Source organism: Streptomyces sp. NPDC059037 (assembly GCF_042740015.1).
Lineage (GTDB): Bacteria > Actinomycetota > Actinomycetes > Streptomycetales > Streptomycetaceae > Streptomyces.
In genome coordinates this window covers 85,500-97,244 of sequence record NZ_JBHYIG010000003.1, presented here as the reverse complement: position 1 = coordinate 97,244, position 11,745 = coordinate 85,500, and the positions used below count along the sequence as shown (strand labels likewise).

The window sequence follows — 11,745 nt, the reverse complement described above, 5'->3', positions numbered from 1 at the left end:
GTGGGTGGGTTAGCGGAGGAACGCTGCCGGGACGCCCGCGTCCACGGGTATGTGGAGGCCCGTGGTGTGGGAGAGATCCCCTGCGGTCAGGGCGTAGACCGCGTTGGCCACGTGCTCCGGGAGTACCTCCCGCTTGAGGAGGGTGCGTTGGGCGTAGAACTCGCCCAGGTTTTCCTCCGGGACTCCGTAGACCGCCGCGCGCTTCGCGCCCCAGCCGCCCGCGAAGATTCCTGAGCCGCGGACCACGCCGTCCGGGTTGATGCCGTTGACCCGGACGCCATCGGGGCCCAACTCGGCGGCCAGTAGGCGTACTTGGTGGGCCTGGTCCGCCTTTGTCGCGGAGTACGCGATGTTGTTGGGGCCCGCGAACACCGCGTTCTTCGAGGCGATGTAGATGATGTCGCCGCCCAACTGCTGGTTCCGCATGATGCGGGCCGCCTCGCGGGAGACCAGGAACGAACCGCGGGCCATGATGTCGTGCTGCAGGTCCCAGTCGTGGGTGGTGGTCTCCAGGAGTGGCTTGGAGATGGAGATGCCCGCGTTGTTGACCACCAGGTCGACTCCGCCGTACGCGAGCACGGCGGCCTGGAACGCCGCCGCGATCTGTGCTTCGGACGTCACGTCGGTCGGGACGGCGACCGCCTTGTCGGGGCCGCCCAACTCGGCCGCCACCTGCGTCGCATTGGCCTCGTCCAGATCGGCCACTACTACGCAGGCGCCCTCTGCCACCAGGCGGTGCGCGATCGCTTTGCCGATGCCGCTGCCCGCGCCGGTCACCAGGGCCACGCGGGTATCCAGCGGCCTGGGCTTCGGCAGGCGTTGGAGCTTGGCCTCCTCCAGGGGCCAGTACTCGATGCGGAACTTCTCCGACTCGGGGATGGGGGCGTACGTCGACACCGCCTCGGCGCCCCGCATCACGTTGATCGCGTTGATGTAGAACTCGGATGCCACGCGTGCCGTCTGCTTGTCCTTGCCGAAGCTGAACATGCCGACACCGGGGACGAGGACGATCGCCGGGTCCGCCCCGCGCATGGCGGGGGAGTCCGGGGCGGCGTGCCGTGCGTAGTAGCTCGCGTACTCCTCGCGGTAGGCGGTGTGCAGCTCTCGCAGGCGGGTGATCGTCTCGTCCAGCGGTGTGGCCGGCGGGACGTCGAGGAGCAGGGGCCTGATCTTGGTGCGCAGGAAGTGGTCGGGGCAGGAGGTGCCGAGGGCCGCGAGGCGGGGGTGCTCGGTGCTCGACAGGAAGTCGAGGACCACGTCCGCATCCGTGAAGTGGCCGATCTGCGGATGGTCCTGGGAGGCCAGTGCGCGGATGTACGGGGCCAGTTCCGCCGCGCGGCGGTGGCGCTCGGGGGTGGACAGCGGGGTGAACTCGGCGCGTGCGGGGCCGAACGGGTCGGTCTTGCCGCGCTCGGTGAGGAACGCCTCGGCGGTACGGATGATGTGCAGTGAATTGCGCTCGCACTCCTCGGCCGTGTCGCCCCAGGCCGTGATGCCGTGGCCGCCCAGGACGCAGCCGATCGCCCCAGGGTTCGCCGTCTTCACCTCGGCGATGTCCAGGCCGAGTTGGAAGCCGGGGCGGCGCCAGGGGACCCAGGCCACCGTGTCGCCGAAGCATTCGGCGGTCAGCTTCTCGCCGTCCGCCGAGCAGGCCAGGGCGATGCCCGAATCGGGGTGCAGATGGTCCACGTGCGCCGCGTCCACCAGAGCGTGCATCGCCGTGTCGATGGACGGTGCCGCGCCGCCCTTGCCGTGCAGGCAGTAGTCGAAGGCCGTGACCATGTCGTCTTCGCGGTCCACGCCCTCGTACACATCCTTGAGTGCGTGCAGCCGGTCGAGGCGCAGGACCGCGAGGCCGTCCTCGGTGAGAGTGCCGAGGTCGCCGCCCGAGCCCTTGACCCACATCAGTCCGGTCTCCGCGCCCGAGACCGGGTCGAGGGCCGTGCCCTTCGCCGACGTGTTGCCGCCCGCGTAATTGGTGTTGCGCGGGTCGGCGCCCAAGCGGTGCGCGCGGTCGAGCAGTTCCTTGATCTGCGTGTGCTGTGTCATGTCGCTCATGCCCCCCATCCGGCCTGCTCGCCGCCGACCCGGTCCTTGACGATCTGCTCCTGCCAGCCTGACCGGTGATACGCCCCGATGGGATCCGGGTCGAGCCCCGAGTCCTCCCTGACTTCTGCCAGTAGGGGTCGGACGTCGGTGTTGAACGCGTCCATCAGCGCCGCGTTGGCCGCGAGTACATCGCCGGTCCGCTGGGCCTCGGCCAGCGCGTCGGCGTCCACGAGCAGGGCCTTGGCCGTGGCCTCCTGCACGTTCATCACCGAGCGGATGATCGCCGGGATCTTGGCCTCGATGTTGTGACACTGGTCGAGCATGAACGCGATGTCCCCGGTGAGGCCTCCGCCGCGGACCACCTCGTACATGATCCGGAAGAGCTGGAAGGGGTCGGCGGCGCCCGCCATCAGGTCGTCGTCCGCGTAGAAGCGCGAGTTGAAGTCGAAGCCGCCGAGGCGGTCCTCGCGCAGCAGCGTCGCGACGATGAACTCGATGTTCGTGCCGGGGGCGTGATGGCCGGTGTCGACGACGACCTGAGCCTTCGGGCCGAGCTTGAGGCAGTGGGCGTACGCCGTGCCCCAGTCGGGGATGTCCGTCGCGTAGAAGGCCGGCTCGAAGAACTTGTACTCGACGAGCATGCGCTGGTCGTCGCCGAGGCGCTCGTACACGGTGCGCAGGGCTTCGGAAAGCCGGTCCTGGCGGGTGCGGATGTCGTCCTGGCCCGGGTAGTTGGTGCCGTCGGAGAACCACAGCTTCAGGTCGCGTGAACCCGTCGTGTCCATGATGTCCACGCATTCGATGAGGTGGTCGAGCGCCTTGCGCCGGACTGCCGGGTCAGGGTTGGTGACCGAGCCGAGTTTGTAGTCGTCGTCCTGGAAGACGTTGGCATTGATCGCGCCCAGCGTCAGGCCGCGCTCGGCGGCGTAGGCGGTGAGCGCCGTGTAGTCGTCGACCTTGTCCCAAGGGATGTGCAGGGCCACCCGGGGGGCCACGCCCGTGTGGGCGTGAACCCGGGCGGCGTCGTCGATCTTCTCCCGGGTGGTGCGGGGGACGCCTGGCTGCGCGAAGACCTTGAAGCGCGTGCCGGAGTTGCCGTACGCCCAGGACGGGGTCTCCAGGGACTGGGTGGTGAGTGCCGATTTCACGGCGTCCTTGCTGGTTCCGGCGGTCATCGCGCAGCCTTCCGAAAGAGCGGTCGAGGTGGGTCAGTTGGAGAATCGGTGCGTGCCGGAGGCCACGGTGAAGACGGCGCAGCCGTCCTCCATCCGCAGGAACTCCGCCGATCCGTGGGCCACTTGGGCCGCCTTGTCGGCGGGCACCCACACCTCCGCCGTGGTGTTGGCGGGGAGGGTGAGCGTGAGCCGGAATCCTTCGGAGTCCGTCTTCCAGCGGGTGGTCACCGGGCCGTAGAGCGCGTCGAAACGGCCCTCCGCCTCGGTCACGCCGCCGCCCGGGCGCGGGCGGACGAGGACCTTGCGGAATCCCGGGTCGGCCGGTGCGATGCCCGTGACGTTCGCGTACATCCACTCGCCCACCGAGCCGTAGGCATAGTGGTTGAAGGAGTTCATGCCCGCGTCCTGGAAGCTGCCGTCCGGCTTGATGGAGTCCCAGCGCTCCCACATCGTGGTGGCGCCCTTGTCGATCTGGTAGCCCCAGCTCGGGAAGGAGCGCTGGACGAGGAGCCGGTAGGCGACGTCCGTGTGGCCGGTCGCGGTGAGCACGGGCAGCAGGCGCGGAGTGCCGAGGAAGCCCGTCGAAAGGTGCCACTCCTTGGACTTGATGAGTTCCACCAGGCGGGCGGCGGCCGGCGCGCGGTCGGCCTCGGGCAGCAGGTCCATGGAGAGGGCCAGGACGTACGCCGTCTGCGTGTCGCCCTTCACCCGGCCGCCGCCCGTCACGTACGCCGCGCGGAAGGCGTCCCGGACGCCGCCGAACAGCTTCTTGTACGGCGCGGGATCCTTGCCCAGGGTCTCGGCCACCCGCGCGACCAGGTCCGCGCTGTGCGCGAAGTAGGCCGTGCCGATGACGTCCTTGGGGGTCTCGTCCTGGATGTTGAGCCAGTCGCCGTAGCCCTCGGCGGGGCGCAGATAGCCGGTGCTGTGCTTCTCCAGGTAGTCGAGCCACTTCAGCATCGAGGACCAGGACTGCTCCAGGACGCGCTGGTCCCCGTAGGCCTGGTACAGCGCCCAGGGGACGGTCACCCCGGCGTCGCCCCAGCCGGCCACGCCCTTGCCGAGCGAGCCGATGTTCGGCGCCACATCGGGGAAGGCGCCGTCGTCGGGCTGCCCGTCGCGCAGGTCGTCGAGCCACTTGGTGAGGAAGCGGGCCGACTCCATCGTGTAGGCGGCCGTCGGCGCGAAGACGTTGATGTCGCCGGTCCAGCCGAGCCGTTCGTCGCGCGCCGGGGTGTCGGTGGGGATGGACAGGAAGTTGCCGCGCTGACCCCAAGTGATGTTGCTGTGCAACTGGTTGAGCATGGGGACGTTCGTCTTGAAGTCCATCGTGAACGGCGCCGACGTGTGGATCACGCGGCCCACGATCGCGTCGCGCGGCGGTGTCCCCGGGAAGCCGGTCACTTCTACGTAGCGGAAGCCATGGAAGGTGAAGCGCGGCTCGTAGGTCTCCTTGCCGTCGCCCTTGAGCGTGTAGGTGTCCGTGGCCCGGGCGCTCCGCAGATTGGTGGTGTAGATCGTGCCGTCGGGGTCGAGGACCTCCGCGTGGCGCAGCCGGACCTTCGTACCGGCCTTCCCGGAGACGGTGAGGCGGACCGCACCGACCATGTTCTGACCGAGGTCGAAGACGAACACGCCGGGCTTCGGCTCGCTCACCTTCCGGGCGGATATCTCGCTCTCCACGCGCGCGTGCCCGTCGATCTGGGCCACGACGGCGGCCTTGACCTGGTCGACGGCGTCGGCCGCGACCCAGTCCGCGTCGTCGAAGCCCGCACGCGTCCAGCCAGCTGTCTCCAGGCGGGCGTCGTAGTCCTCGCCCGACAGCAGGTCGGCGGCGGTCACCGGTCCTGTGGCGGCGCGCCAGTCGGTGCCGGAGAGCACACGGTCGGTCGAGCCGTCGGTGTACGTGACCTCCAACTGGGCCAGGAACGCCGGTCGTTCGCCGTACTGATGCGGACCGAACATGCCGACGTTCCCCGCGTACCAGCCGACCGCGACCGTCACGCCGAACGCGTTGGCGCCGGACGTGAGCTGCTCGGTCACGTCGTACGTCTGGTACTGGACCCGCTTGTTGTAGTCGGTCCAGCCGGGCGCCAGGCGGTCGTCGCCGACGCGCTCGCCGTTCAGCCAGGCGTCGTAGAGGCCGAGGGCCGTGGAGTACAGCCGGGCCCGCGCGACGGTCTTGCCCGCGCGGAGCCGGAACTCGTGGCGCAGCTGGGCGGCCGGGGCGTGGCTGGGGACGACCTTCCCCCAGGGGCCCGAGCCCCACGCGGCGATGACCTTCGCCGCCTGCCAGGAGCCGTCGTCGTATCCGGCGGACTGCCAGTCCCCGGTGGGCTCCTTTTCGGTGCTCTTCCAGGTGCCGTCGGTGGTCAGGACGCGCACGCCGTCGGCGGTCGTCAGTTCGAGCACGCCGAGCAGACCGGCGGGCCCCGTCGTGGCGTTGGTGGCGGAGGCGGCGATGACCGAGGCGCCGGTCTTCAGATGGGCGGTCACGTCGACGAGCGCGGGGCGGCGCCAGTTGTCGGCGGCGCTGTCCGCCTCGGCGTGCGCCACGCGCGTGCCGTTGACGTACGCCGTGTAGCCGTCGTCGGCGGTCATGACGAGCCGCGCGCGGGTGACCCCTTCGGGGATGTCGACCTTGCCGCGGAACCAACGGGTGGCCGCCGGCGCACTGCTCGCGGGATCGCCCTCGGGGAACCAGATCCATGACGCCTTGTCCAGGGCGGGCGCCCCGATGAGTGAGGCGGGCGCCCCGATCCACCGGGCCGACCAGTCAGACGCCGTGGGGAGTCCGGTCTCCCACCAGGAGGGCTCGCTCCAGTCGGATGCCTTGCCCGCGGTGTCCCAGACCCGCACCGACCAGTGGTAGCGCGTACGGGCCTTGAGTACGGGGCCCGCGTAGGGGACCAGGACCGAATCGCCCGACGTCACCTTGCCGCTGTCCCAGACGTCGGGGTCGGCGAGGCGGCCGGGGGAGGTGGCCACCCGCACCTGGTAGGCGCTCTGCGCCTGGCCCTCTTCCTCGGATGCCAGCGGCCAACTCAGCCTGGGGCGCGGTACATCGAGGCCGAGCGGATGTCTCACGTACTCGACGGTCGGTCTGGTCACGCGTAGGGACCGGCCCCCCGCGGTGGGGGCCGCGTGGGCCGTCGGAACGGCCCCGGCGGCCACCGCCGTTCCCAGGGCGGCCGTGGCGGTGGTGCTGAGCAGTCGTCTTCTGCTGATCACAACTCGACTCCGTAACGACGTAACGACTCGACGATGAATCGTTTCACGCAAGGTGAAGCTAGGGAGGGCGATGTGCCCTGTCAAGAGGTCTTGAGGGATCCGCCGGTGCCAGGCCGAGCTGGACGAGGATTTTCAAGTCACGCCCATTGACGCCGTAGTTGGCGCGGGTTTAGCTTCCCTGAAAATTGATTGAAACCTTTCACGCCGGGTGTCCGGCGTGTGACTCCCGGCGTCCGCTGCCCGGCGCCCCCTCCCGATGCCACAGCCCTTCGTGACCGATCGGTGCTACCTATGAGAGAGCCCCCCGTCCTGGCCGTGCAGGGCCTGAGCAAGTCCTTCGGGGCCGTTCGCGCCCTGCACGACGTCTCCCTTGAGCTGTACGCCGGAGAGGCGCACGCCCTGGCGGGCGAGAACGGCGCCGGGAAATCCACCCTCATCAAGACCCTCGCCGGGGTCCACCGGCCGGACGCGGGAGGGCTTTCGCTCGACGGCCGCCCGGTCGTCTTCCACGGCTCCGGCGACGCCCGGGACGCGGGCGTCGCCGTCATCTACCAGGAGCCGACGCTGTTCCCCGACCTGTCCGTCGCGGAGAACATCTTCATGGGGCGCCAGCCCCGCCGCTCGCTCGGCCGCGTGGACCACAAGGCGGTGCACGCCGCGGCCGGGGCGCTCTTAAATCGCCTCGCGGTGGACCTCGACCCCGAACAGCCCGCGCGCGGCCTGTCCATCGCCGACCAGCAGATCGTCGAGATCGCCAAAGCGCTCTCCTTCGACGCCCGGGTCCTCATCATGGACGAGCCGACCGCGGCGCTCACCGGCAGCGAAGTGGCCCGTCTCTTCGGCGTCGTCCGCGCGCTGCGCGAACAGGGCGCGGCGGTCCTGTTCATCTCGCACCGCATCGAGGAGATCTTCGAGCTGTGCCAGCGCGTCACCACGCTGCGGGACGGCGCCCTGATCACCAGTGAGCCCCTCGACGGCCTGACCGAGGACGATCTCGTACGCCGCATGGTGGGCCGCGACCTCGACGAGCTCTACCCGAAGCAGGACACACAGGTGGGTGAAGTCGCCCTCACCGTCCGCCGGCTGACCCGCGAGGGCGTCTTCACGGATGTGTCGTTCGACGTGCGGCGCGGCGAGATCGTCGGCCTCGCCGGGCTCGTCGGAGCCGGGCGCAGTGAGGTCGCGCGGGCGGTGTTCGGCGTCGACCGGTGGGACGCAGGGACCGTCGAGGTGCAGGGGCGGGCGCTGGTCAACGGCGCTCCCAGCACCGCCATGGCGGCCGGACTCGCGCTCGTCCCCGAGGACCGGCGCGCCCAGGGCCTGGTGATGGACATGTCGATCGAGCGCAACATCGGGCTCACCGGACTGCGTACGACGGTGCGCGCCGGCCTCATGGACCGCGGCGCCGAGCGCAGCCGCTCGCTCGACTGGGCGGTGCGACTTCAAGTGAAGTACGCGCGGATCGCCGACGCGGTGGGCACCCTCTCCGGCGGCAACCAGCAGAAGGTCGTCCTCGCCAAGTGGCTGGCCACCCGCCCCCAGGTGCTCATCGTCGACGAACCGACCCGCGGCATCGATGTCGGCACCAAGGCCGAAGTGCACCGTTTGCTTTCCGAACTCGCTGCCGACGGCGTCGCGGTCCTGATGATCTCCTCCGACCTGCCGGAGATCCTCGGCATGGCCGACCGGGTCCTCGTCATGCACGAAGGGCGGCTCACCGCGGAGATCCCGCGCGCGCGGGCGACCGAGGAGTCCGTGATGGCGGCGGCCACCGGGAGGGCGGCATGAGCGCGACCACCCAGAGCCCCGCACCCGCGGTGGACCCGGAGAAGGCCGCCGCGACCCGCCTCGTGGACCGCGTCTTCAAGATGCGCGAACTGGCCATCCTGCTCGTCTTCCTGGTGATGATCGGCATCACCCAGGCGGGCAACAGCGAGTTCCTCTCCGAACAGGGCATCAAGGACCTGCTCCTCAACGCGACCATCCTCGTCCTCGTCGCGACGGGACAGGCGCTGGTCGTCATCACCCGCAACGTCGACCTGTCGGTCGGCTCGACGCTCGGGATCAGCGCCTTCGCCGCCGGCAACCACCTCCAGGGCGGCGGCAACCCGACCGTCGCGATCCTCCTCGCCGTCGCGCTGGGCGTCGGCTGCGGCCTGCTCAACGGCGCGCTCGTCAGCCTCGGCCAGGTGCCCGCGCTCGTCGTGACCCTCGGCACGCTCTACGTCATCCGGGGCATCGACTCGATCTGGGTCGGCTCCCGGCAGATCACCGCGGCCGACCTGCCCGGCGGATACATCGACTTCGGCTCCGGCGGGATCTCGGCCGTGCCCTACCTGGCACTCATCGCGCTCGTCGTCCTGATCGGCGTCGCGTACTACCTGCGGCACTTCGGCGGCGGGCGCGAGCTGTACGCCCTGGGCTCCAACCCCGAGGCCGCGCGCCTCGCCGGCATTCCGGTGCGCAAGCGGATCCTCGCCGCCTACACCGCCTGCGGGGCGCTCGCCGGACTCGCGGGCGCGCTCTACCTGGCCCGCTTCGGCAACGTCGACTCCGCCACCGGCAACGGCTATGAACTCACCGTCGTCAGCGCCGTCGTGGTCGGCGGCGTCGTCTTCACCGGCGGCTCAGGCAGCGTCTACGGAGCGGCACTCGGCGCCCTGCTGCTGACCTCCATCAACAGCGTGCTCCCGGCGCTCGGCGTCAGCTCCGTGTGGGTGCTCGCCATCAACGGCGTGCTGCTGGTCCTCGCCATCGCCGTCGACCGGATCGTCGCTCTGCGCGTCGCCAAGGCCCTGAAGAAGAGGGCCGCATCCAACAGAAGGACGGGCCGCCATGGCTGACTCCACCCGGCTCACGCTCACGCGCGCCGTCCGCTGGGACACCGTCGTCGGCGCTCTCCTTGTCGTACTCCTCCTGATGTCGTTCTCCTTTGTCGACGGTTTCGGCAACGCCCTCAACCTGTCGTTCCTCATCGGCAATACGCTGCCCATCGCGCTGATAGCCCTCCCGATGACGCTCCTCGTGGTCTCCGGAGAGATCGATCTTTCGGTGGCCTCAACGGCAGGGCTCTCCGGAGCGGTGATGGGCGCCCTGTGGAACGCGGGCATGGCCATCGAGACGATCATTCCGCTGGTCCTCGTCATCGGAGTCGTCTGCGGACTGATCAACGGCCTCCTGGTGACCCGGCTCGGACTGCCCTCGCTCGCCGTCACCATTGGCACGATGGCCGCCTACCGGGGCATCGCGCAGATCGTGCTCGGCTCGGACGCCGTCACCGACTTCCCCGCGCAGTACCTGGACTTCGCGGCCGGACGCGTCGGCGAGACCTTCCTGCCGTACGCCTTCCTGCCCTTCCTCGCGCTCCTCGCGATCGCCGTGGTCGCCCTGCACGCCACCCCCTTCGGGCGCTCCCTGTTCGCGATCGGCGCCAACGAGGAGGCCGCGCGCTTCGCCGGGGTGCGTGTGAAGCGGCACAAGCTGTGGCTGTTCGTCGCGACCGGATTCATGGCCGCCCTCACCGGCGTCTTCTGGGCGCTGCACTACGCGAGCGCCCGCTACGACAACGCCACCGGGCTCGAACTGTCCGTCGTCGCCGCCGTGCTGCTCGGCGGCATCGACTTCGACGGCGGCAAGGGAACCCTCGGCGGCGCGATCGCGGGCGTCTTCCTGCTCGGCGCGCTGCAGAACGCGATGAGCCTGCTCAACGTCTCCGCACAGTCGCAGATCGTCGTCACCGGCGTGCTGCTCGTCGTGTCCGTGCTCGGGCCGCGTGTGGCCCGGCAGATCGCCGTCGCCAGGGCGGGCCGCCGCGCCCCCGCCCCCGCCCGCTGACCCCCTCGTACCGCAGACAAGTCCGAAAGGGACCAACGATGCTCTCTCCCCGCCGGTCCGCCCTCACCCGCGCCTGCGTGACCCTCGTCGCCGTCACCTCGCTCGCCCTCACCGCCACCGCCTGCGGAGGCACCACCAAGGAGTCGTCGAAGAACGACGACGCGGCCAAGGCATCGAACGCGAAGGCCGACCCGAACGCGGCCACCAAGAAGGGCCTGACCGTCGCCTTCCTGCCCAAGCAGGTCAACAATCCCTACTTCACGGTCGCCGACAAGGGCGGCGAGAAGGCGCTCGAGGAACTCGGGTCGACGTACAAGGAGACAGGGCCCAACAGCGCGACCGACACCAGCGGGCAGGTCAGTTACGTCAACACGCTCACCCAGCAGCAGGTCGACGCGATGGCCGTCTCCGCGCAGGACCCCGGCGCCCTGTGCACCGCCCTCAAGCAGGCCATGAAGAACGGCATCAAGGTCGTCACCTACGACTCGGACACCAACGCCGGCTGCCGTGACGTGTTCGTCTCGCAGGCCAGTGCCGAGGCTCTCGGCCGCAGCCAGGTGCAGCTGCTCGGCAAGCAGCTCGGCTACAAGGGCGACATCGCGATCCTCTCCGCCGCCCAGACCGCGACGAACCAGAACACCTGGATCGGCTTCATGAAGGACGAGCTGAAGAAGCCCAGGTACAAGAACATGAAGCTGGTCAAGACGGCCTACGGCAACGACGACGCCCAGCAGTCCTTCCAGTAGACCCAGGGCCTGCTCCAGGAGCACCCGAAGCTGGCGGGGATCATCTCCCCGACGACGGTCGGCATCAAGGCTGCCGCCCAGTACCTCTCGGGGTCGAAGTACAAGGGCAAGGTGCTCCTCACCGGCCTCGGCACGCCCAACGACATGCGCAAGTACGTGAAGAACGGCACCGTGGAGGGCTTCGAACTGTGGGACCCCGCCAAGCTCGGCGCGCTCGCCGCGCACACCGCCGTGGCCCTGCAGTCCGGGCAGATCACCGGCAAGAAGGGCGAGTCGTTCAAGGCGGGCGACCTCGGCAGCTTCACCATCGGTGACAAGGGAGTGGTCGATCTCGGCGAACCGACCGTCTTCGACAAGAAGAACATCGACCAGTACAAATTCTGAGGGGATCGCACGAGGCGGTGCACAAGGCGCCGCAAGAGCAAGGGAACAAGGGGACGCATGGTCGGCATCAAAGACGTGGCGAAGCATGCCGGGGTGTCGGTGGGCACCGTGTCGAACGTGATCAACCGCCCGGACATGGTCTCCGAAGAGACCCGCCACCGGGTGCAGTCCGTCATCGACCGGCTCGGCTACGTCCGCAGCGAGTCCGCGCGGCAGCTGCGCGCGGGCCAGAGCCGCATCATGGCGCTGCTCGTGCTCGACATGGGCAACCCCTTCTTCGTGGACGTGGGGGGGGGGGGCGGGCCGGGCCCCCGCGCCCCCCGGCG

At 69.7% G+C, this 11,745-nt stretch carries 7 protein-coding genes and 1 pseudogene; 5 read left to right on the top strand and 3 right to left on the bottom strand.

Annotated features, from left to right (window positions below):
- Positions 1 to 9: 9 nt before the first annotated feature.
- From ACFWY6_RS01590 to ACFWY6_RS01580, 3 genes are read right to left on the bottom strand one after another with little or no spacing between them, the layout of a single operon-like run.
- Positions 10 to 2,049: a bifunctional aldolase/short-chain dehydrogenase gene (locus ACFWY6_RS01590; RefSeq protein WP_384685025.1), complete on the bottom strand. Its 2,040-nt coding sequence runs from the start codon at positions 2,047 to 2,049 to the stop codon at positions 10 to 12.
- A 5-nt stretch (positions 2,050 to 2,054) separates the two neighbouring features.
- Entirely contained in the window at positions 2,055 to 3,224 is a 1,170-nt protein-coding gene (gene rhaI / locus ACFWY6_RS01585; protein ID WP_384685019.1) for an L-rhamnose isomerase, read from the bottom strand.
- A gap of 33 nt (positions 3,225 to 3,257) precedes the next feature.
- Entirely contained in the window at positions 3,258 to 6,455 is a 3,198-nt protein-coding gene (locus ACFWY6_RS01580) for an alpha-L-rhamnosidase (protein ID WP_384685016.1), read from the bottom strand.
- Between the two features lie 291 nt (positions 6,456 to 6,746).
- Here ACFWY6_RS01580 and ACFWY6_RS01575 point away from each other — a divergent pair, with 291 nt between their 5' ends.
- The 5 genes and pseudogenes from ACFWY6_RS01575 to ACFWY6_RS01555 form a co-directional block, all read left to right on the top strand.
- Positions 6,747 to 8,243: a sugar ABC transporter ATP-binding protein gene (locus ACFWY6_RS01575; protein WP_384685013.1), complete on the top strand. Its 1,497-nt coding sequence runs from the start codon at positions 6,747 to 6,749 to the stop codon at positions 8,241 to 8,243.
- Positions 8,240 to 9,298 carry an ABC transporter permease gene (locus ACFWY6_RS01570; protein WP_384685010.1) on the top strand — a complete coding sequence of 353 codons (1,059 nt, stop codon included), beginning with the start codon at positions 8,240 to 8,242 and terminating at the stop codon, positions 9,296 to 9,298. The genes ACFWY6_RS01575 and ACFWY6_RS01570 overlap by 4 nt, the downstream gene beginning before the upstream one ends.
- Entirely contained in the window at positions 9,291 to 10,289 is a 999-nt protein-coding gene (locus tag ACFWY6_RS01565) for an ABC transporter permease (RefSeq protein WP_384685007.1), read from the top strand. Before ACFWY6_RS01570 ends, ACFWY6_RS01565 begins: the two co-directional genes overlap by 8 nt.
- Before the next feature lie 38 nt (positions 10,290 to 10,327).
- A pseudogene (gene rhaS / locus ACFWY6_RS01560) lies at positions 10,328 to 11,419 on the top strand (rhamnose ABC transporter substrate-binding protein).
- Positions 11,420 to 11,476: 57 nt separating this feature from the next.
- On the top strand, positions 11,477 to 11,745 hold a 269-nt coding region (locus ACFWY6_RS01555; protein ID WP_384685005.1), incomplete at its 3' end, for a LacI family DNA-binding transcriptional regulator.